This window comes from Photorhabdus akhurstii, from assembly GCF_019090985.1.
GTDB lineage: Bacteria > Pseudomonadota > Gammaproteobacteria > Enterobacterales > Enterobacteriaceae > Photorhabdus > Photorhabdus akhurstii.
The window spans coordinates 4,904,266-4,927,909 of record NZ_CP020335.1; the positions used below are offsets into that span (position 1 = coordinate 4,904,266).

The following is a 23,644-nucleotide window of genomic DNA, read 5'->3' on the forward strand; positions in this document are numbered from 1 at the left end:
TTTTGCGATCTGATCAATTGCCAAAAATCCCAAACCTCAACACGGACTGAGTGATGCCTATCATAGCACCCATACCTCAAAATGAATGCCAGAAAATGAGAAAACTTATCCACAAAACCCGTGATAAGAACTATTCCCGTCGATTGACGGCGTTATTGATGCTCAATGAGGGATTGACGGTGACTTATGTCGCCAAAACCCTTCATGCCGCACGCTCTTCCATCAATCGTTGGGTTGAATGGTTTACATTATATGGACTCGAAGGACTCAACAGTTTACCGGCTGGCCGACCTGCTGTCTGGGATCTCACCCCTCTCTATAGCCTGTTGCTTTTCTTATTACAGCAATCTCCCCAAGAATTCGGCTATCTTCGCTCTCGCTGGAGCCTTGAGCTTATGACTCATACTCTTAATGAATTACTCAACCTCTCTCTGACACAAAGTGTCCTCTATCGTTATTTTGCTCAGGTGGGAATTGTCTGGCGCAGAGCGGCGCCCACGGTAAAACAACCTGATCCTGAACATGAGGAGAAAATGGCAAAGATCGCAGAAGCCAAAGCGAATATTTCAGAAAAACATCCCGTTTTCTATGAAGATGAGGTGGATATTGATTTCAACCCGAAAATCGGCGCGGACTGGTGTTTCAAAGGACAACAAAAACGGGTTATCACCCCGGGAAAAAATGAAAAACATTACCTTGCGGGTTGCCTCAATGCTCAGACAGAGCAAGTCACCTATGTTAAAGGAATAAAAAAGAACTCTGATTTATTTATCAAAATGTTAGATGAACTGAATCATCAATATCCCCATGCGGAAACTCTCACATTAATCTTAGATAACTACGGTATTCATAAAAGTCAGAAGGTAAAGGAGTGGCTGGCACGACATCCCAAATTTACCCTGTTGTTTTTACCCGTCTATTCACCGTGGCTAAATAAAATAGAACGGTTATGGCAATCGCTCCATGAGACAATAACGCGAAATCACCGTTGTCAATTTATGTGGCAGTTGCTTAATTATGTTGATGCCTTTTTGGCATCGTTTTCATCACAGCAAAAACCAGGAAGACAAAAAATGAGTGTAGCACTATTATGAAATCTTATTTAACACCTAAAGATATTATTCTTGATAAACGCCGACTTTTCACATCTCAATACCCTGCATTACCTGAAGGGAATGAAATAGATCGCATAATACATAGTGAAAAAATAATAAAAATGCGAACCAATGCAATAGAAGAGATATATTTCCACCAAGGATTGGATGGAATATCATCTTTACTTTCATTAGCACAATCACCGTCTGTAATAGGTGAGTCTCTGGCTACCTGTAACTTAAATTTGATAGATTCATTCACATGGATTATTGAAAAATTCAAAGGTAATGGTTTCCCATTTCATGATCAATTGATAAGTTCATTTTATGCCTGGCTGCCTGAAGAAAAGAAACTTATCCTGTTAAATTCTCAAGAATTTAAAAATGAGATGAATAGTGATGACAAAATTGCCGCATTCCACTCAATACTCCCACCCAATATGGCTACATGGCACAACCTCTCAAGTTACTCTGAAAGCGCCCAAATGCTGTACTGGAAGGGAATCAATTATCCACACATCTGGAGTGATAATGCTGATGAAATTGATTACTTCATCGGAAAAATGATGTTCGCTGACAGATATATATCAACATTTAATCTTGTAAAACATCGTATAGAGAAAGTTTCCTGGCAAAACCTATTGAAACTGTTAAATGGATTCAGAACTACCACTGAAAAAGATGTACCAATACCAGATGGCTGGTATCTATCCAGAGCTATTGAATATCTTGAATCATCAGGCCAAGTCTCTCGTTTAGATTTATCCTTACTGGAATTCTTCTTTTTCTCAGCATTCAGGAATTGTGAAAAAGGAGCAAAAAACCTTTACACGGAATTACTTTCCAATCCACCACTCTTTGTGCAATTAATATGTCTTGCTTATAAACCAGAATCTAAGAAAGAGTATAAACAGGATGAATCCTTAATGGCTGCGGCACAACAAGCTGGCAGAGTTCTGGATCAAGGGAAAGGAATCCCCGGTCAGAGACCAGATGATAATATTGATGAAGTCGTATTTAGTAACTGGATTGAGGAAGTCAGGAAATTGGCGGCAGAAAATGACAGAAGCAATACTACTGATTACATAATCGGTAAATGGCTATCCCGCTCAAAACATCTAAATAACGCACCATGGTCCAGCATAATAATCAGAGATTTGCTGGAAGAAACAGAACGAGATGAGATCAGAGAAGGATTCTATTATGGCACTATCAATAGCCGTGGTACAACAGTAAGAGCTTATTATGAAGGCGGTGATAAAGAACGAAAACTAGTTGACCAGTACAAAGAAATAGCTAACCAGTTATATTTCACTCATCCCAAATTGGCGTGTGTCTTTGATGACCTTGCTTCACATTATGATTTTGATGCTGTAAATCAAGATCGGCATGCAAAATTAAGACTTGAAGGATATTAAATACAACACATTACATACACTTAGTTCTCAAAAGGATTTAAAAATGGGAAAGAACAGCAAGTCAAAACGAGATTCAAAAAAGAAAAAAAACAATAATAAGTCCAAAGATAAATTCCCGAACAGGGGGATAAGAAACTATAAGGACATTATGCCACAAATAAAAGAAAAATTAACATCTGTTTATACAGAATACAACCTCGCAGAACTTTTTCTCGCATTAAGTATTTCCGAATTATGGCTACCCAATATTTCGTCACCTGTAAAACACACTATCGCTTTCAACACCTTGCTTTCCATGGACGTCAGTACATTTAACAACCAAAAGGAACTTAAAACATACCAACAAGCAAGCGAATTTTTTAGCATTATTTACAATATATTACCTGATATTCCTCAAATGGAAGATTTTATCCCTGAACAAGACTGGGGACAAATAAGAATACCGTGGGGAGATAGTATTTATAAAATTTTTTATGGTAGCTCAGTCGAACGCTTATATGATTATATTAAAGCTTTTGAAATTAGATACGCAGAATATCCAATTATTCTTAAGCAAATGGAAAATGTTCTTATTTTACAGAACCAGTTTTTATCAGGCATAAATCCAGTTGATACACTCTCAGAACAAGAGTTCTCACCCGGTCATGTCGAAATCCCTCCAGAAACGTTCTGGAAAACCTGCCATCAGGCTTTAACGGATGCCAGTCATGCGTTTGAGGAAATAATAAATCAGACAGAAAATATATTTATTAAAAAACCAGGGGAATTTAAAAGCATTAACTCCACCACTGAATTATCAAATATAATAATGGAAGGCATAGCGCTCCCTGCTATTGGTATCAATATTAGTGATCGTGTTTATCCATTGTCATTCAGGAATATGGCAAATGTAATTATTGAGCACTATGCTTCCCAGAAAATGGATATCGATTGTTCAGATGCAATTTCAAATTTCATATCCCAGCGTTTTGAAAACATTATTGAGGGACCATTTCTGCTTCTGAATCAAAAAAAGATCCTACCTTATAAATTCGCTGGGATACTACAGGGAAATGATAAGTATTATTTATTTGTACCTTTTGATATTAATCCAATAAACAAACTAAAAAGATAGAAGAAGATGTTTTCGAACTTTTTAGCCAAGGAAAATGGGCTTTATCACCGATTTCATCATCACAACTATTAGGTATTCGAAATGGCTCAGGAAAGCAACTTGCAATTGATGATATTGAGTTTATTTTCATAAGCTCTAATCTTACTACTGCTATGCTTCCTTTTAAGCCACCGCAACTAAAATATAGTTATCATATTCTTTTCTTGACAGAATTTATTGCATTATTTGACTCGATAGATAACCTAAGTGAATTGTCATCACTTTTTTCATATCTAGAGCAATATAAATCCAAAATAAATCCGTTTTTTATTTCTGTAATAGATAAATTTGCATCACTTAAAGGAACTCATTCTGTATTAGAAGATGGTGCTATTAATTTCGACATGATTATTCTTGATCCTCATTGGGGATCTCACTGGAGATATGAAGAACTGGAAAAATACTGGTCACAGGTCCCTTCAAATTTTCCTGATGTCAATGTAAAATGGAATATCAGTAATACTTACCAAGGAAATATTTCATTAATATCAAAAAGTCATTTCTATGTATGCTGGTGCACAAAAATAAATAACTGCACAATGCATTTTTGTGCCGATCGCAAACCACTACTAAATGAAGATCATCTTAACGGTCAGCTTCTGACATTATTTTTAGAATGCACTTGTGATGCGCTATCGCAACGAAAAGATATTTTAGAGAATATATCATTCCAAAATATAAAAAGAATTACCGTTCACTGCGCTATTGACAAAAAATATCTGGTCGATAGTAATTCCGACATTACAGAAAATTTTGATCCTGAGTTGTTCACTCACGTGTCATTAATTAACAAAGATAATTCTTCTGCAAATATAAAAATTCACATTAATTTACCTCTCATGCAATATCGTCTTAACAGACCTCAAAATGCCAGTTTCCAGGCTGATGTTTGCATTGCGTTCTTACAATCGCTCTCCCAAATACTTCATATCGAGTTCTCCGAAGATATTAGGCAACAGATAATCAATACAGGGAACAGACCCGCAAGGATGGCAATATCCAGCGAAAAGCGCACCTTTGATACTTTAGAAATAAAACCAAACATTCCTGAAGCCAAACACTTTAAACTAGCCAGAAAAACATTGGCTAACTTAATTAAAGAGTCTGGAGTTCAGGAAGGTAATTATGAGTTACAAAAGGCCAAGGATATTATTAACCCTTTAGCCGATTTTTTCAGAGAAAAAATTCACGCAACAATACGCTCAATGAACAGGGAGCACTTGCTACAATTTGTAATTGAAAACTATGATGCTTATGTAGCCGAAGATCATAGAAAAAAGAAAAATATTATGTTAAGCCTTCAACATGAGGTTAATTATAATAGAACAGAAAAATTAGCAAAACAGAGTACTGAGTTCAACCGTATGTCAGCAAATTATAGATATTTGCTTGAATGCGCTTTGAGTCTTAACACAAAAAGTAAAACCATACCTGCTACCGATGATATCTTACAATTACTTGCTGATATTGATTGGTTAATAGTACTTTATAATGCAAGTGACATCTTGCATAACGATATTGATGTAGGTGGTTTGAATATAGATAATTTTTACATCCCACAAGTATTTTTTTCCGAAGATCGTGAGATTAAAGAAGATAAGTTTAGTGAAGAACAAGCAGGCTATAAGTTAGGTTATAACTTAAACGATAATGACTCAGTAGAATCCGACATTATAAATGAAAATTTAGATGTTCTTGATCGTATATTTCAACAAGATCTCGGTTTCAAATACTCGAGTTTACTTGCTGTTTTCTCTATTCTTTTTCAATGGGCTCGATTTAACCAAATTGAATTAAATCTTTCATATCAGGCGACAAGGGCTGATATGGTAACTACATTACTTAACAGCAATACAAACCTGATTAATGAAGAAGTAGAGAAAATAATAGATTTTCTTATTCTTAATCCGAATAAGATAAGAAAATTGCTGGGTGCTGATTCTGAATATTTTGATGTACCCATATCCGATCATAATAAACGAGATCACCGATATAATATTCGCCCACTAATAGAAATTAGTAATAATAATATAGTCTGGGGAGCTGCGGCAGCATATCGGGCAGGCACAATATGGATTGCCCATATTGCAAATGGATATCTTCCTGCCGAATTCGAATGGAGCCACATTTCACATGAAGTTGGTAAAATAAAAGAGAGTATTGAAAAGCAATTAGAAATAACCACTTTTAATATTGTAAAAAGGTTCGCAACCCAAATTGAACTTGGCATCGACTTTAAGAAACGCTTTCCAAAGAAAAAATTTCCTGATGTAGGTGATTTTGATACCTTAGCCTATTTTCCTGATAGCAATACCTGGTTGAATATAGAGTGTAAGTATAATCAGCCCTACTATTGCATTAAGGATATGCGTCGTTTACGAGAGAAAATATTTGGTAGAGGTGATAAAAGGGGACAGATTGGGAAAATAGAAAAAAGGATTGATTTCCTAGCAGAAAATTATAATAATCTTCGTACTCTACTAAACTGGAGTGAGCCAGCAGATAATTACGAAGTTAAATTTATCCATTTATATATTAGTAGACAAATTTACTGGTGGTTAAGATATCCGCCATATGAAACTAATATTAATTTTGTACAAGTAGATGCGTTAGAAGCTTGGTTACAAGAAAATTTATAGTATATTAACCAACCGCTGAGGCGTTATCAATGCCCCCTTCTATGAAGGGGGACTTTTACAGAAGAAATAAACATGTGTCAAAAAAGCTATCTACATTGTAAGTAACAATTTGCTCATTAAGATTATAGGTTAGGAATAAACCCTTCTTCCCGCAGAACCTTAATCACCCCACGAATCAGATATGAGTTAGAAAACTTCGCCGTATAGGTACGAGCCCCCTCTTCTACTGGCTGAAGCAGTCCCCGTTCAATCAGCTTACCAAGCTGATAAGTCACCTGCGTCGGTTTAAGCTCAGGCAAAACGGCGCGTAGATCGCCCGCTTTTATCGTCCCCAGCTCAACAACGCGTTTCAGAACCTTCGATTCCAGCGGGTTTATCAGCCCTCTCTCCGATGAGAAATCAATGGCCGGATACAGGATCTTTTCGCTCAGGAAAGCGTGGTTTGTCAGTTGATCGACTTTCTTCAGCTCAGAGGAGATCCCCGAAAGCACATATAAGCACCATTCTTCCAGCCCCTGCTCTGTTCCCTTATCAGCTAACGAAAGCATGGCGTAATAGCGTTCACGATCATTGCAGAATACCGCTGTCGGATTGAGAACCCGCCCACCAGCCTGAACATTAAAACCATACTTGATAAGCAATGCATAGGTCAGCAATCTGACCGTTCTGCCATTACCGTTGCCAAATGGATGTATCCAGCCAAAGCGGTGGTGCACCAGTGCAATCTTCATCAGATCGTACTTTGGCTTATCGGCACGATTAATAAAGGCGGTCAGTTCCGCCATATAATCAGGAACGCGGATGTGGTCCGGCGGTAAATGGTCAGACAGAGCGATGCTGACGTTATGTTGCCGATATGCTCCGGGCGTTCTGTCGCCTTCCTGTTGCAGCCCGGCTACCGCCAGACTATGCAACTCGCGGATAAAATATTCTGTTATGTCATCGCCGTTGCTCAGGTATTCGTCGATGTACTCCATCGCGGCTTCAATATTGTTGATTTCTTTGAGTTGGTCCGTCGAACTCTGCGTTCCTTCAACCTTGCTTTCAACATAGTCGGCAAGCGTGGTATGGTTTCCCTCAATCCTTGCGGAGCCAAGACTCTCCAGCATGTGGAAAACGGCCTTCAACTGCGCAAACAGGATAGGGTGAACATCAGTTTCCAGCCGCAGGTGCCGGAGTAACTCCAGTTCCGTCAGCGCATCGACCAAAGGGGAGTCAAAGCTGGGGTTCAGAAGCGAGAGTTCAAAGTGATTAAATTGAACCATGATGTTTAGTTATCTCAACTGGTGAATAAAAACATCTCAAAAGTATAGCAAAAATAGTAATAGAATCTATATCTTAGAAAGAACACTGTTTTTGATTATCTCAAAAACCGTTGTTCCAACATATCAAATGTAAGTTTGAAAGATGTTCAATGAGAAGGGGGATGGGGCTTTGATTGCATAATGCAGTATGGATTTTTTAGCGCCGCTATGTGTGGAGGTCTGGTCGTTATATGTGGACCTGACTCCACACATAACGAAGCCCCACTATCTTAAATACCGATTTTTCTTGATAACCATCACAAAACAAAAGCGATTTTTTGTGGGGGCCTTCGTGGGGACGCTGTTTGAGAGATGAGAAAACTCAACCGGCGGCCGAAACAAGAACCCGAATGTATAACTGTAGTTAGTTTAGCTTTTCAGTACTTCGATATTGAATTGAATACAAGGGTTATGATGTAGGATACATAAGAAATTATGTGTCTTTTTTCTGCTTGAACGCAATACTTACAAATCCTATTGCAACTGCCAGGCCAATCCAAAATAAATCAATAAATTAACACGATGTTGGGTTCAACAAACCAGCTTTGTGTTTGATGATAGGGTCGTCAATCTCCCTCGGTAATCACACTAATACACATAATGTGACATCTATATTATTAACCACTTTTCATTCCTATTTTAGTTTATATTGTTTGTTTCTTACTGATTTCTTTATTACCTCTATTACCAGTTATATAAATAATGCTACCGACCAAGGAAACAACGGTGATAATAGATGCCACTTTAATCGGTTCATGGTGAGATATATAACCAATAAGCAATGATGCCAATCCCGCACTACCTAATTGCAATGTTCCCATTACGCCGGAAGCTGTCCCAGCCGCTTGAGAATAAGTGGCAATTGCCGATGCAGTACCTAGTGGCAGCAAAAAACCATTACCGAAAGTCAATATTGATATTGTTAGCACAGAAGTTATCAATGGGTAGGGACTAAAAAACATTTGTATCGTGAAAGCAATACCGCCAACAGCAAAGATGAGATAACCATGAAAAATCGTCTTTCTCATGCCCTGCTGGCGACTTAATTTCTTAGCCGTAAGATTACCCAACACATAACTCAAAGAGAGCATTATATAGGTATAACCAACATATCTTTCTGGTAATCCCATAGCGGTAAGAATAAATGGAGATTCAATCAAATAAGAAAAATATGCTGTATAAGCGAAGCAAGGTATTGCTGCATAGTAAAGAAACTTTTTATTTATTATCACTTGGTAAGTACTAACTAATACATTTTTAACACTCAATTTTTGGCGTTTTTCTATTGGCAGTGACTCTTCCAGAACTAGCAAGCACAATATAAGCGCGGCTGTTATAAATAAAGTAAGAAATAAAAAACAGGCTTTCCAACCATAATATTCACTTAGCATACCTCCGATCATGGGTGCGACAGCGGGTGACATTCCCACAAAAGGGAAAATAATCAGATACAAATTGGCTGCCTCTTCTTTCCCCATCAAATCACTAATAATGGCACGACTTAATGTAATACCCGCACAAGCGCCTATTCCCTGGAATAAACGCAATAATAGTAATTCACTAATATGCGTACTGTAAAAAATACCGATTGTTGAAATCAGCCATATAATCATTCCAGAAATAAGAACCGTTTTTCTTCCTAAGCAAGCACTTAATGGCCCATAAATAAGTTGAGAAAAGGCTATACCAAATAGAAATATAGCTATTGCACTTTGTATACTAGATTCGCTGACGTGATAATAGTTCCCCATTTTACTCAAAGCGGGTAAGAATATATCCGATGAAACCAGCCCACCCATAGAAAGAAAAGCCATTAAAACGATAAATAATAAAGATAAAGATTTATTGTTCATGGACTATTAACCACTCAATATAATAAACACTATCCCAGAATAAATTCCATATAAAATAAAAACCCGCACCAGTTAAATTTTCATTAAATTCACACGATCACTTATTTAATGAAAAACTAATGCTTTTCATGTAAAAAAAACAATAAATTACTTTGCATACCACTTTGTGCTGCAAGAATTAATCGCTCTTTATAACAACATAAAAGTCGAATCTCATCGACTCTTTAGATTAATAATTTCCACTCTATAAACAAGTCCTCCAAATAATCAGATACTTTTACACAACTTCTTTAAGAATTAACTTTTACAAAAATAAACTTATGTAAATATCAATTAGAAAAATAGTAACATCAATATCACTTTCAGCAAACAAAAAAAATATAGAATTTAAATTCAAAAATTAATAAAAAAACACAAAACACAACATATAATGCTAAAAAAAGCCATTATTATTTGAACAATGATATATTTTTTTAAAACTCACAAACGAGTAATACCAGATCACATTTCCTCGCTATTGTTAAGACACGAAAACTGAGGAGGTACACATGGTGATTTTCGGTAGTTGTCACTGTAAGAATATTGAATTTACGTTTAATTGGGAGCCTGAACCTCTGGAGATTCCGGCACGAGCATATACTTGCTCTTTTTGTACCAAGCACAATGCAGTCTGGACATCATTCTCGGCAGGGCAGCTTCGGCTGAGTATCAGAGAACAAAAGCTGCTACATAGATACTCTTTTGAAACCGGTACAGCACAGTTTCACATCTGTAGCCAGTGTGGAGTAGTGCCTGTTGTCATCAGTCAGATTAACGGTCGCGATTATGCCGTCGTTAACGTCAATACCCTTGAAGACGTTGATCCTGCACTGTTTAAGTATATTTCTGCTAAAGTTCACTGATGAAAGCGATCAAGCTCGATTGACACGTCGCCAACAAAACTGGATTGCTAACGTTGAATATATTTGCAAACAATGAACCCTTGAACCAGAGAGATCCACTATGCAATCCATCTATCAAATGTTGGGACTAGACATAGGTCACTGTGACGCCATTGGATCATATGTTGTTGTTTTTGTCCCGGGGTATATCGTACGGCTCATAGTGTCAGTCTCCAAATGAAGATAAGGAAGCTATCGCGTGCATAGGCCGGAGGAGAAGGGCAAGGTGGGATAGCACCAGAGCATTACTGAATCGCCAGTCGGCCCTGGTGTGTTATCTGGATGATGTGCCGAGTACCGATAAACAACAACCGGGCGGAGAATGCGGTCCGGGGTGTGGCGCTCGGCCGAAAGAACTGGCTTTTTGCGGGCTCGCTCTGCGCGGGGCAACGGGCGGCCATGATAATGAACCTGCTGGAAACTGCCAGAGCCAACGGACATGAGCCCTGGGTCTGGTTACGTGATGTCCTCAGTCGGCTGCCTGTCTGGCCGAACAATCGGTTGAATGAGCTGCTGCCCTGGCCTGAGAATCCCTTCCGTTAACATCCCATTTTGTTGTTATCTGACAACGCAAGGTGAGTCCACCGGAACATTACTATTCATAAAAGTCAGAAGGTAAAGGACTGGCTGGCACGACATCCAAAATTTACCCTGTTGTTTTTACCGGTCTATTCACCGTGGTTAAATAAAATAGAACGGTTATGGCAATCGCTCCATGAGACAATAACGCGAAATCATTGTTGTCAATTTATGTGGCAGTTACTGAATTATGTTAATGCCTTTTTGGCATCGTTTTCATCACAGCAAAAGCCAGGAAGACAAAAAATGGGTGTAGCACAATTATGAAATCTTATTTAGGAATTTTTCTGACTAATACATTTTAAATAACCAAAGTACAAACCCAGCTAAAGCACCTGCTCCCCCAATTTGCAAATGAACTCCTATATTGTCTTTGATGGAACAAAAAATATCGGCTTTGTCTATAAACCATAAACTAAAAGCCTGTGAGATAACACTCAGTAAGAAGACAGCCAAGAAAAAAGAAAATAATAAATAACACATAATCACTATTGATTTCATTTTATTTTTTTTCATTTTGCTGTTTTCCTTCTTGCATTGCTCCGCCAACAGTAGAGTTGAACCAACCTGATACTGCTGAATCACCAACGTTACCAGCCACTGATGGGATTGAACTTTGTTTCACAGGCTTTGTAATAGTCCAAATCCCTATTGGTTCCCATTCATATTGTTTCGATATAGGATTAAGCACTTTCCCCATTGGTACTTTGATAACATTACCAGCAGCATAACCTGCACTGGCACCTCCTTTACTCAATATCGCATTTAAGAAAGGATCATCCCCTTTAATTTCCGCAGTGTAGTAGCCGCCTACCGCATTCCACGTTACAGTGGGGTTATAACCTTTTCCGGCAGTAATAGCACCAACAACACCTGCACCAATCAAATCAGAAAGTTTTACTTCTTTCGTCGTACCGTACTGAATAGCCGCGTTCATACCACTGGTGACGCCTGCCGCAAGTAGCTGCTCTTTCCCTTTCGCCCCCTGAATCATTGCCTTTGCACCAAAGACCATTACAGGCCATGAAGTTGGATCTAAGGCGACAGCGGCAACTCTGTTAGAAGTGGTAATATTATCCTTCAAAAACTGCAAATCCTTACCATTCAAATACTGCACTATCTTGATGGCGTCGGGATCTTTTAATTTCTCTGACAATCGAATTTGTAACGATCCCTCATCAAGCGCAACATTCGTATTTACTTGAATAATTTCTTCATAAGTCACGCAGGTAATACCGCCTCCTTTGCATTTTTCCTCTAATTCGGCACTATTCTTATTGCTGATGTCTAAATACTTCTGAATAACTGCACCGCAGTCTCCTCCTTTGGCCTTACACTCGGCCAACTCTTTATCAAAACGGTGGCTTTCGTCTTCATAAAGATAGTTGTTCTCCACTGCATTCTTCCCGGCCTGCGCCCCGGCTACGCCGCCTGCCGTCGAATCTGTCGCCAGTCCCGCGGCCAGTCCTCCCGCTAGTGTCGCCAGATTACTGACTTTCTCCTTCTCATCCGGCGCTAGCTCACCTGGCTTTTTATTCGGGTAAAGCACGCTGGCAATAGCCGACGCCGCTAATTCACCGCCTGCCGCGCCCACCGCCCCCGCAGTGGCAGAACCACCCTTCATTTCGGCAATCACCCCACCTAAAATCGCGTGGGCCGCCAGATTGGTGGCTTTTTCTTCCGCCGTCAATTCATCATAATGTTTTTTACCATTATAGGTCAGGTTTTTCACCGCATTCGCCAGATACGGTGCCGCACCAGTGGCAATCGCGGCCTTAATATCACCCCCGGCTAGTCCCTGAAGTGCGCCGACCACGGCCGTGACAGCCTGACGCTTCGAGCTGCCAATATCAGCACCCTGATCTTTTATGGCACCGTCATAAGCTATCTTATATGCCCGATCAGCAAGGCTTTTTGCATCGATTGCTTTACCTTCTTTCTTCAGTTGCTCTTCAGCATCCTGTTTCAGTTTCAACTGTGTTTGTGGATCTTTCAGCTTTTCCGTCGCGGTTTTCGTCGCCTTAATCGCCTCATGGGTATTGTAGATATCCATCACCTGGACACCGATTTCGGCGATAGCCTGCGCCTGTGCCAGCCGTCGTTGCTCCTTCTCCTTGTCGAAAATAGGTGTCAGACCGTTGGCGGCATTTTTCGTATCACGACTCAGCTCTGCTATATCCTGTTTTTGCCTGCCCTTATCACGCACTATAATCGTACCGTCTTCTACTGCCGCATGAGTCGTGGACGATTGACTGTCGCTCCTATTGGTGCCCGCCAGCATATTTGACGTCATGTTGGACGTCAGCTGGCTGCCAATCGCGCCACCTGTGCTAACCCCCACACTCTGATGTTCAGTCTTATACTCCGCTTTATTTTCGATATTACTAAAGCCCAACGTCCCCGTCTCCAGACGGTTTTTGTCTTTATCTGCCGTACTGGCAATCACCGCACCATCCAACTGGGTATGCTCACCGACCTTGATATCAAAACCGCCCTGGCCTGCAAAGATACCCGTCTGCTCTTTCACTGAGTCAAACTTACTGTGCATTTTGTCACGACTGGCATTCACACTTGCCGAACCATTCATCGAACCATACGTAAAGCCAGCGCCAGCGCTGACATTCTCCTGTTTGCTGTCGTAATTGTCTTTGTCCTGTTCGCTTTGCAGGTGCAAGCCACGGCCGACATCGGCAGTCACTTTATCCCCGCTGATCTGTGCCCCTTTCAGCGTCGTATCCTGCCCAGATTTTAGGGTGACCTGATTACCCGCATCGACCAATGTTTCAGTGTGGGTCACCCCGTCGCCTTTTTCATGGCCTTTGCCTGCATTGACGCTGGCAGAGAATTTAATACCGTAACCGCCCTGCCCAGCAGTCAGCCCCACACCGACACTGCCGCCTTTGCTGCTGTTTTTACCTCTGGTAGTCTGGGTATTTTCGGCAGATTCCAGCACGACATCACGTTTAGCGTCCATTTCTATATCACGACCCGCTTTCAGGCTGCTGCCTTTGACCAGAATATTGCCGCTGTCAGCAACCGCATTGTCTCCGGTGGCCTTGATGCGGATATCCTGCCCCGCACTCAGGCTACTCCCCTGCGATTGTGTCTGTTCAGTACGGGTTTCGGATTTCGATGACTGGCTACCGTAAGAGAGCTGAATACCGATGGTGTCGTTCGGTTTGTCGGCCTTACCGCCCGCCTGATTAATGGCATCAGCTTTCGCAGACTCCGCCTGACTGAGCTGCCAGGCCTGATAACCTTGTGCGCCAGACAGTGCCGCTTTAGTGCCTTGCAAGGCTTTGAGCCGCCCGTCACTCTCTTTTCTGGCCTGCTGTGCCGTGCTGACCGCAGTATTGAGCGCACTGCCCACCGTCCCTGACAATGCCACGGTTAACCCACTTTGTTTCGACTCGAACGTCTCCGTCCGAGTGCGCTTGTCATACCCCGTGTCAATCTGCACGCTGTCGCCGGTAATACTGAGATCCTTGCCCGCCACTAGATCCGCACCGCCGATATGTGCGCGATTGCCAGCTGTGATGCTCACATTGCCCTGGCTGCTGCCCACCGTGCTAACGCTCTGGCTTTGCGTAGTGCCATCTTCATTGATCTGATGACGGGTGGACTGACTGCCCACGGTAAAACCAATCCCCCCGCTGTTAAGCAGTCCGCTCTTTTTCTTCTCTTCCAGCAAATAGTGGGATTGGGTTTCAGTGGCCGCAGTGATATCGACGTTGTTACCCGCCTGCAAGGTCACATCCTTATCCCCGGCTATCGCTGATCCACTCACCGCCAAGTCGTTGCCCGCCGTGATGCTGATGCTGTCGCCACTGAGCAGAGTGCCTTTCTCGCGGGTGACGCTATCTTCCTGTACCGTATGGCTGCTGCTCTTCGATAAGAAGCCTTTTTTCTCTGAACGCTCTTCCGAGAATTGATAATCACGCTCAGTGGCACTGTTAAGCGTAATGTCCTTTTTCGCCCGCAGCGCAAGTGCGCCCCGCTCACTGTGCAGAGTACTGCCCGTGACTGTAATATCCCTCTCATGGGCCACGACTGTAATGCCATCACGCCCGCTAAAGGTGCTGCCCACAGCGCTATCGCTGATAGTCTCCATTTCCCTCTGACTTTTCGTGCTGCCTTCACGCTTGCGCTCACTATCCTTGTCGGTAATGTGCTGACTGGCGTCCTTAATGGTAACCGCTTGTGCGCTCAAACCGATACTGCCTGATTGACTGTCAACCTGAGCCCCTTCAGCCACCAGATTTTCTCCCGCCCGAATTGTCACCTCTTTATCACCGCTCAGTGTACTGAGGTACAGTCGGTCTTCCTCACGACGGTTACTCACCGATGAAGTGCTGCTGTTGGCTTCCAAATGTGTGCGGTTGGTAGTGGTTTCCGCCAGTAATTTCACGTCCCCACCTGCCTGCAAGCGGGTAATTCCCCCAGCTTTAGCCTGACTCCCTTGCAGAGTAATGTCCTGCCCAGCGGCCAAGCTGAGGTCGCCACCGGCATTCAGCGTACTGCCAAGTGCCTGTTGCCACTCACCGCTAACCTGCGCCATACGCTTTCCGGGGTCCTCCATACCGCTACTGCTGCGATTGCCCATCGCTCCCGAAATCACCTCAAGGTCAGCCGTGGCAGTGCTTCTGGCCGCAGTGATATCCAGATTGTTGCGCGCGTGCAGACTGAGGTTCTGCGTGGCGCCAAGTTTGGCCCCTTGCAGCCGGATATCCCCGCCGCTGAGGCTGAGTTCACGTGCACTCATCGTTGCCTGACGCAACGCATCCTGTAGATTGGTGCTCAGGGTAAGAGTATCCGCCTGCACATTAATGCTGTCTGCACGGATATCGCCGCCTTGATGTAGGAACTGACCGGCGTCAATGTTGAGCGCCTTATCAACAAACAGATTACCGGCGTTGTTGAGACTGTTCGCTGACAGCTTCAGATTGCCTCCGCCAATCAGGGCGCCATCTCCAGTGAGCCGCAAAGTAGTGTTGGCAAGATAGACCTTGGGCACCCACACTGTCTGCGGGCCGGTGGCAGTCTCGACCGTCTCACTCACCAGCCAGATGATATCCTGCTGCAACGCCGCAATTTGCGTCGGCGTCAAAGCCACACCTGGTTCCAGATGGAAATCTTTTGCCACCTTGACACCATTGTTCATCAGCGACTGGTATTGTTCCATAGCATCTTCGCCGTGCACAGAAGGACGACCCGTCAGTTTGAGCACCTGCTCACGTACCAGACGTTGTTCATAGAACCCGTCACCCAGGCGTTTATGCGCCTGCACCGGGTCATATCCCACTCGTTGCAGCAGGTAATCGCTGCTGATAAACCGGCTTCTACTGGTAAAACGTTCGTCGGTCACCACCAAATAAGGACTCCCTTCAGCCGGGTGCTGACGGAACAAACCGTTATTAGGGACAAATGTTGCCACACTGCCGAGATGTTGTTTATTGGTCAGTGCCAGTTCGGCCGGCGTGAGTGGCCGGTTGTTCGGTGTAAGTGGCTGGCTACTCGGCGTAATCGGCTGAATGTCTGGTGTGAGCGGCCGACTTCCCGGCGTGAGCGGCTGGATATCCGGTGTAAGCGGCTGACTGCCCGGTGTGAATGGCAGGATATCCGGTGTGAGCGGTCGGCTACTCGGCGTCAGTTTCGTATCTCCCGTCTGCCAATCCTCCCCATCAACCGTCACCGCCAGTGGATTACGTTCCCATTCCGCACGTTCGGCCTCCGCCGCCTTCTGTGCCGCATCGACGCTACTGATTTGCGCCTGATTGACTGTGGTGTTTTCCAAATGTGCGCCGTTGATAGTGACGTTACCATGCCCTGTGATGATACCGTCAATGGTGGTCAACGCTCTGGTCTCGTCACGGTTGAAGGTTGGGTACCAATGCCTGGTATCCCTGTCGTAGTGATCGACAATGTACTCTTGATACCGTTCGTTCACCGAATAGCCCCGGTTGGTGACCTTGCCGTCGCCTTTCATCGACAGATCGCCGTTGGCACTGAGGGTGCTGGCGTCATTGAGCAGCTGATCAGCAATGCGCAACACCATGTTGCCGCCCGCCAGAATATGGGCACCGGTACCCGCAGACATCAATTTGTCCCTTGTCACCGTCCCGGTTGTCGAGCGTTCACGGAAATTATTGTAGTCAGTCACAAAGGGCGCATCTGCAATGTCGACATGCTTCTCCGGGTCCCATTGCTCAATCCGCCCCCGGTTGTGCTCGCGCCAGACCGTGTTGTGATAAGGTGTCGGCACCGCATGTTGACGAAAACCGCGCGTCTCATAAAACGTCATGTCGTAGCCGCCGTCGCTGCCCGGCGTCAGAGCCAAGTAGTTCACCCACAGCTCACGCATTTTCCCCCTGCTATCCTTCACTCGCACCTGCGCTCGTTTGCCGGTAGCATCGATAGCCAGTAGGGTACCGTAACGACTATTTTCCACCGCAGCGTCATCGCGGAACATCAGACGCTGTGTGGTAGGCATTACGGTGTTTTTGTCGGTATTGACCGTCGAACCGTAAGAGCGCCAGTTGTAGTTGTAACGGTGCCATTTGTAATCGCTTTTTTCCGCCTCACGCGTGATGTCGAGCCCTTCGCGCAGGTTATCCAGCCGTTTGGCCTCAACCCAGATATCCCCGTCAGCCTCAATGCGACTCGCACGATTCTCAATCTTGTCATCACTGCCAAGATGTAGAGTACCGCTGCTATAGATCAGGCTGCCATCCCGGTTGGTCAGACGCTCGCCGGCATGCAAGTTCAGACTCTCCGTGGCGGCGATCACCGCATCGCGCCCATAGTTGTCGATGACCCGGCTACGCACCGTGATGTCATCACCCATGATGGTCGCCGGGTTGTCCAAAATGTCACTGGTGAGCATCATGTTGTCGGCTTCCAGACGCCCCAAATTGCGCAATGTCCCAGTGGTCAGTTGCAATGTTTTCCCGACCAAGGCACCTAGGTTGGTGAAATGGGTGCTGTTGACAATCAGGTTACCCGGCAACAACCAGTCGGCCTGATTGGTCAGCACACCGGCAATAGAGAAGGTCATCGCTCCGTTACTGCTTAGCGTATCGCCGATCCGATGGGTGTAGTCTTGTTGCACGGCAAGCGTGAGCGCCTGTTGGCTGAGCAATGTCCCGCCTTGGTTATTCAAAGTGTGGGCATTGACCACAAGCTGCTCCCCACTCTGAACGGTACCGCCCTGATTGAATAGTGTCAGTACAGAAAGCGCACCGGTGTTACCGACATTGATGTTGAGTATTTTGTTGGCTAAGAGATACCCCTGACGATTGTCCAGCACGTTAAGGTGCGACAGCGTTAGGGCTCCAGCGCTTTGCAGACGTCCTGCGGTGTTGTCCAGCTCGCGAGCAGTCACGTCGGTGTGTATCGTGCCTAACAGCAGCCCGCCTTCGCGGTTGTTCAGTCGATCGGCCTGCACAACCAGCGCATCCTGGCTGGTGATTTTCCCCTGCCCGCTGTTATTGAGCTGCTTACTGCCGAGACGCATCGCCTTGGTTGATATCAGCTGTCCTGCCTGATTGTTCAGCTGTTCGCCACTGAGTGTTAGCGTGTTGTTGCTGTGAACTTTGCCATGCTGATTATTGAGCACGTTAATGCGGTAAGTACCAGCACCTTGGCTGATAATCATGCCGTCCGGGTTATCAAGCCGACTCGCGGCAAGCTCAAGAGCGCCCCGGCTGCTGAACACCCCCTGCCGGTTATCAACCCGTTCAGCCGATATCTGCTGGTCGCCGTTGCCTCTCACCATACCTCGGGTATTGTCTAACAATCCCAAAATGCGCAACCCAAGCTGCTGCTGGCTGTCCATCGAACCCATCTCGTTCAGCAGCAATTGCGCATCAAGCTGCATATCCCCACCACTTTTCAACTTACCCTGACGATTATCCAAGGTATCGTTTAAGGTCAGCTGCATCTGCTTCTGGCTGTAGAGCAGGCCATTTTGGTTGTCCACACCCTGTGCCGTCACAACAAGACCATCGTCGGCCTGTAGCTTCCCACCGGCGTTCTGTAATCTTCCGACCGCTGTACCCTCTTTAATGCCCTGTACATCCAGCCGTCCCTGAGCGCTGATTTTACCAACCCGGTTATCAATATCCTGTGCCACACGTAACACCAGCGCGCTCGCCGATTGTAGGATGCCTTTTTGATTGTTCAGCTCGCTTACTGCAAGCGTTGTCTCCTGCTGGCTCAGCACGTTGCCCTCTCGGTTGTCAAACCAGCTACCCGTGGCGAACCAGCTACCTTGACTACCTATCCATCCCTGAGCGTTAAGAATATCTTCCGTACGCAGGGACTGCTTCAACTTGCTGAAGATACGACCATTGCTGTTATTTAGTGCGCGAGTGAACTGCATATCAAGCGTGTCCAGTACCTGAATTTCCCCCTGCGCATTGAGGAGGCTCTGAGCATTCACCGTACTGCTCCCGCTACTGGCCAATTTTCCGCCTTGATTGTCCCAATTGCCTATTAGATTTAACGTCAGTTCTTGCAGGCTTTGAATAAACCCTTTCTGGCGGTTGGTTAGCTGCCCGCCTTGCAGTGACATTGCATCACGGCTGAACAATTTGCCCCCGTCATTGTTCAGCTGGCTGTCTGTACCGCCCTGCCAGTTGAAATGCTGCTGCGCCGTCAGGGTGCCTGCCTGATTAATGACATCCCCCGTACTGTTGAGCGTCAGGCCGCCACCCGATTGTAATTTGCCGTCGGTGTTGTCGATGCCATGTACGGAGACTACAACCTGCTTGCCTCCTTGTGCGATGCCGCCGCGGTTATTCCAACTGCTGTTGGTGCGGATATCCAGCGCATCACCAGCCTCGACAAACCCTTGCTGATTGTCAATCGACTGATGGGCGGCAAGCTGCAAACGCCCCTGACTGATCACCTTGCCCTGAGTATTATTCAGGCTCTGTACCATCAGATTCAGGTTTTCTCCGCTCATTTCTCCGGACTGGTTATCAACACTGCCGGTAGCATTCAACGTCAGTTCCTTCTGGCTCTGAATAAACCCCTTCTGGCGGTTAGTCAACTGCCCGCCTTGCAGTGACATCGCACTGCGGCTGAACAATTTGCCTGCGTCATTGTTAAGCAGACTGTCCGTACCGCCCTGCCAGTTGAGGTGTTGCTGCGCCGTCAGGGTGCCTGCCTGATTAATGACATCCCCCGTACTGTTGAGTGTCAGATAGCCACCCGATTGTAGTTTGCCGTCGGTGTTGTTGATGCTATGTACGGAGACTACAACCTGCTTGCCCCCTTGTGCGATGCCGCCGTGGTTATTCCAACTACCGTCCGCGCGGACATCCAGCATATCACCAGCCTCGACAAACCCTTGCTGATTGTCAATTTCTTGATGGGTGCCAAGCTGCAAACGTCCCCGACTAACCATCTTGCCCTGCGTATTATTCAGGCTCTGTGCCGTCAGATACAAGTTCTCACCGCTCATTTCTCCTGACTGGTTATCGATGCTGCCGGTGGCGTTCAACGTCAGTTTCTGCTGGCTCTGAATAAACCCCTTCTGGCGGTTGGTCAGCTGCCCGCCTTTTAGCGACATCGCACCTCGACTGAACAATTTACCCTCATCATTGTTCAGCAGGCTGTCCGTACCGCCCTGCCAGTTGAGGTATTGCTGCGCTGTCAGGATGCCTGCCTGATTAATGACATCCTCCGTACTGCTGAGCGTCAGGTCGCCACCCGATTGTAGTTTGCCGCCGGTGTTGTCGATGCCATGCACGGAGACCACAACCTGCTTGCCCCCTTGCGCGATGCCGCCGCGGTTGCCCCAGATGCCGTCGGCGCGGATATCCAGCGCATTACCGGCCTCGACAAACCCTTGCTGATTGTCAATTGACTGATGAGCGGTAAGCTGCAAACGCCCCTGACTGATCACCTTTCCCTGCGCATTATTCAGGCTCTGTACCGTCAGCTTCAGGTTTTCGCCGCTCATTTCTCCGGACTGGTTATCGATGCTGCCAGTGGTGTTCAACGTCAGTTTCTGCTGGCTCTGAACAACTCCCTTCTGGCGGTTGGTCAGCTGCCCGCCTTTCAGCAACATCGCACCGCGGCTGAACAATTTGCCCCCGTCATTGTTCAACAGGCTGTCCGTGCCGCCCTGCCAGTTGAGGTGTTGCTGCGCCGTCAAGGTGCCTGCCTGATTAATGACATCCCCCGTACTGTCGAGCGTCAGATCGCCACCCGATTGCAGTTTGCCGTCGGTGTTGTCGATACCATGCACGGAGACTACAACCTGCTTGCTTCCTTGTGCGATGCCGCGGCGGTTATTCCAGCTGCCGTCGGTGCGGATATCCAGCACATCACCGGCCTCAACCAACCCTTGCTGATTGTCAATCTTTTGATGGGCGGCAAGCTGCAAACTCCCCTGACTGATCACCTTGCCCTGAGTATTATTCAGATTCTGTGCCGTCAGCTTCAGGTTTTCACCTCTCATTTCTCCGGACTGGTTATCAACGCTGCCGGTGACGTTCAAGGTCAACTGTTGACCAGCCAGCAATTTGCCCTGACCGTTATTGATATCCGCCCCCGACGTGATGCTCAGTGCCGACTGACTCTGCAACGTACCACGCTGATTGTCGATTGCCTGACGGGTGTCAAGCTGCAAACGTCCCTGACTAACTACCTTGCCCTGCGTATTATTCAGACTTTGTGCCGTCATATGCAGGTATTCACCGCTTACATCCCCAGACTGGTTGTCGACGCTACCGGCGGCGTTCAAGATCAGCTGTTGACCGGCCAGCATTTTGCCCTTGCCGTTATCGATATCCGCTCCCGCCGTGATGCTCAGTGCTGACTGGCTCTGCAACGTACCGTGCTGGTTATTCAAATGTCCAGTCTCAAGAAGCAAATTACCGTTGCTACCCACCACCCCGCCGTCGCGATTGTCCAGCAGGCCGCTCACCCGCCAGTGTTGCGCCGTGCCGTCAAGCGCCACCAGACGTCCTTGTCGATTGTTCAGGGTAGCGGCATTCAGGCTAAGTTGCCGGGTTTCAATGCTGCCTTCGGTGTTATCCAACACACCGGTCAGCGCAAAACGACTTTCCCCAGCATCAACCTGGGACCAGACAGCCCCTTGAGTGAACAAGCTGTCAGCGTCAACCGCCCAACGGCCAGCAAGTACCTGCGCCTGCTGCGCCTCAATATTGCCCGAGGTGTTCACCGTGAGTTGTCGGCTGTCGACCTTTGCCTGTTGCAAGGCAACGCCGCCGGCTTGTGCCGTAATCACGACACGGCTGGCCGCCAGATTGCTTTGGCTGACATCAACCCTGTGACCAGTCACGCTGACATCGCTTTTACTCAGCAAACTGCCTCTAGCTTGGATATTGCCCTGGCTGCTCAGTGTCAAATCCGCCTTGCGCGTCAACGTGCTGTTTACATCGCTGCCTGCCAGCAAATGCCCGCTGCTCTGAATGCCTCGGTCAGATGCCAACTGGATGTCGCCAGCTGCCGCCAGAGTACCTGACTGACGAATGTCGCCTTCGCGGCTTTGTACGACAAGCTGCCCGCCACTGTGTAGTTTACCGTGATGTTCAATACCATCTCTGGCGGTCAGGGTGACATCGCCACCAGCTTGAGTGACGGCCTCCACAGCCTCCGACTGCCAACTGAGCCGACCTTCACTGCTTACGATCAACGTCTTGCCTGCCTGCAAGTGTCCCCCATGATTACGCACACCTACACCCGCATCGGTGCCTATCATGCGAATATGGCCGCTATACATGCCGCCCATCTGTCCCATATCTATCGCTAACTCAGGAGCCTTGCCATCCGCGCCCAGCGGCATAACCGTCTTACCATCCGCACTAATACGGTTTCGGCCCGCCACCACTGAAAGTTCCTCTTTGGCCCAAACGCCAGCATTCACTGCCACCGCACGTGCCAGAATATCGACATACTTGGTGTCATGGCGAGGATCACCGTTGAGTCCTCCACTCCCAATATGCACCAAACCACGCTCTACCTGATACCCCGCCAGACTGCCGTCAGCGTTCAATTGCGGCTTGCCGGTGGTCAGCGTCATGCGTCCGGCATTGATGGTGCCACAACCGTTGCACACAATTCCCGATGGGTTGGCCACAATCACCTGCGCTCTGCCACCGGCCACCTCCAGAAAACCCCGCAACTGGCTGGGGTTGCTACTGTTTACCTCATTGATAATGATCTGGGCCGGCGCTGCGTTCGGGTCAAGCCGGGGGTTGCCCTGTATCATCCCTGCCAGTTGGGTGGAGGTCATTACCGCTGAGTTGTTGAGAATGGCGCCTCTCTGGTCAACATCAAATTGCTTGTAGGGATTATGCGATATCCCTGCCCGGTTAGGTGCATTGATATTGACCTGCGGCAGGCCGTTTTGGGTTACTATGACTTCCGGCCGCCGGGCGTGCGCCGCCTGTTCGTCAGCCATGATGCCACCAGCCGACGCTTGCCCGGTAAACAGTGCCATCCCTAGCAACCACACCGCACGACGCACCGTCACCCACAGGCGCGATACGCCGCAGCGTTGCCCAGCCGTAGTATTGCAGCCGCGAGCCAGTTCCGATACCACCCGCAATTCACCGTGCGTGCGGCTGTAAATAAGGCAATAACACTGTTTGTTCATAAATCATGTCCGAGTTAAATAAAAGGCAACGT

9 protein-coding genes and 2 pseudogenes are annotated in these 23,644 nt (G+C 46.3%); 7 read left to right on the top strand and 4 right to left on the bottom strand.

Annotated elements, in window-relative coordinates; all coding sequences use genetic code 11:
• Positions 1 to 53: 53 nt before the first annotated feature.
• The 4 genes from B0X70_RS21310 (at position 54) to B0X70_RS21320 (ending at position 6,304) form a co-directional block, all read left to right on the top strand.
• A complete protein-coding gene (locus tag B0X70_RS21310) occupies positions 54 to 1,094 on the top strand; it encodes an IS630 family transposase (RefSeq protein WP_217470325.1) in 1,041 nt (346 codons plus the stop codon).
• Entirely contained in the window at positions 1,091 to 2,512 is a 1,422-nt protein-coding gene (locus B0X70_RS21315) for a hypothetical protein (RefSeq protein WP_246593361.1), read from the top strand. The genes B0X70_RS21310 and B0X70_RS21315 overlap by 4 nt, the downstream gene beginning before the upstream one ends.
• A 43-nt stretch (positions 2,513 to 2,555) precedes the next feature.
• Positions 2,556 to 3,626: a hypothetical protein gene (locus B0X70_RS25435; RefSeq protein WP_246593362.1), complete on the top strand. Its 1,071-nt coding sequence runs from the start codon at positions 2,556 to 2,558 to the stop codon at positions 3,624 to 3,626.
• A gap of 203 nt (positions 3,627 to 3,829) precedes the next feature.
• The gene (locus B0X70_RS21320) at positions 3,830 to 6,304 is read left to right on the top strand and encodes a hypothetical protein (protein WP_246593363.1); all 2,475 of its coding nucleotides are present in this window, start codon (positions 3,830 to 3,832) and stop codon (positions 6,302 to 6,304) included.
• Positions 6,305 to 6,426: 122 nt separating this feature from the next.
• On the opposite strand, the gene B0X70_RS21325 is transcribed toward B0X70_RS21320, so the two are convergent.
• Positions 6,427 to 7,569 (bottom strand): Fic family protein, encoded by a 1,143-nt coding sequence (locus B0X70_RS21325; RefSeq protein WP_036776078.1) that lies wholly within the window; start codon positions 7,567 to 7,569, stop codon positions 6,427 to 6,429.
• Between the two features lie 683 nt (positions 7,570 to 8,252).
• On the bottom strand, positions 8,253 to 9,461 hold the full coding sequence (locus B0X70_RS21330) for a multidrug effflux MFS transporter (protein WP_217470326.1): 1,209 nt from the start codon (positions 9,459 to 9,461) through the stop codon (positions 8,253 to 8,255).
• A 548-nt stretch (positions 9,462 to 10,009) separates the two neighbouring features.
• Here B0X70_RS21330 and B0X70_RS21335 point away from each other — a divergent pair.
• The 3 genes and pseudogenes from B0X70_RS21335 to B0X70_RS21345 form a co-directional block, all read left to right on the top strand.
• Positions 10,010 to 10,363, top strand: coding sequence for a GFA family protein (locus tag B0X70_RS21335; RefSeq protein ID WP_217470327.1), 354 nt, complete (start codon positions 10,010 to 10,012; stop codon positions 10,361 to 10,363).
• A 336-nt stretch (positions 10,364 to 10,699) separates the two neighbouring features.
• Positions 10,700 to 10,945: pseudogene (locus B0X70_RS21340) on the top strand (transposase domain-containing protein); the annotation flags it as partial.
• Between the two features lie 45 nt (positions 10,946 to 10,990).
• Positions 10,991 to 11,248, top strand: a pseudogene (locus B0X70_RS21345) (transposase); the annotation flags it as partial.
• A 24-nt stretch (positions 11,249 to 11,272) separates the two neighbouring features.
• Here B0X70_RS21345 and B0X70_RS21350 read toward each other — a convergent pair.
• Together B0X70_RS21350 and B0X70_RS21355 are read right to left on the bottom strand one after the other, a co-directional pair.
• The gene (locus tag B0X70_RS21350) at positions 11,273 to 11,497 is read right to left on the bottom strand and encodes a hypothetical protein (protein WP_214040595.1); all 225 of its coding nucleotides are present in this window, start codon (positions 11,495 to 11,497) and stop codon (positions 11,273 to 11,275) included.
• Complete coding sequence (locus B0X70_RS21355; protein WP_217470328.1) at positions 11,484 to 23,612, bottom strand: hemagglutinin repeat-containing protein; 12,129 nt, start codon at positions 23,610 to 23,612, stop codon at positions 11,484 to 11,486. The genes B0X70_RS21350 and B0X70_RS21355 overlap by 14 nt, the downstream gene beginning before the upstream one ends.
• Between the last annotated feature and the right edge of the window lie 32 nt (positions 23,613 to 23,644).

Excerpts from the sequence above, each read along its gene's own strand:
- B0X70_RS21355 (WP_217470328.1), bottom strand. The coding sequence starts at position 23,612 with ATGAACAAACAGTGTTATTGCCTTATTTACAGCCGCACGCACGGTGAA.
- B0X70_RS21350 (WP_214040595.1), bottom strand. The coding sequence starts at position 11,497 with ATGAAAAAAAATAAAATGAAATCAATAGTGATTATGTGTTATTTATTA.
- B0X70_RS21310 (WP_217470325.1), top strand. The coding sequence starts at position 54 with ATGCCTATCATAGCACCCATACCTCAAAATGAATGCCAGAAAATGAGA.
- B0X70_RS21335 (WP_217470327.1), top strand. The coding sequence starts at position 10,010 with ATGGTGATTTTCGGTAGTTGTCACTGTAAGAATATTGAATTTACGTTT.
- B0X70_RS21325 (WP_036776078.1), bottom strand. The coding sequence starts at position 7,569 with ATGGTTCAATTTAATCACTTTGAACTCTCGCTTCTGAACCCCAGCTTT.
- B0X70_RS25435 (WP_246593362.1), top strand. The coding sequence starts at position 2,556 with ATGGGAAAGAACAGCAAGTCAAAACGAGATTCAAAAAAGAAAAAAAAC.
- B0X70_RS21315 (WP_246593361.1), top strand. The coding sequence starts at position 1,091 with ATGAAATCTTATTTAACACCTAAAGATATTATTCTTGATAAACGCCGA.
- B0X70_RS21330 (WP_217470326.1), bottom strand. The coding sequence starts at position 9,461 with ATGAACAATAAATCTTTATCTTTATTATTTATCGTTTTAATGGCTTTT.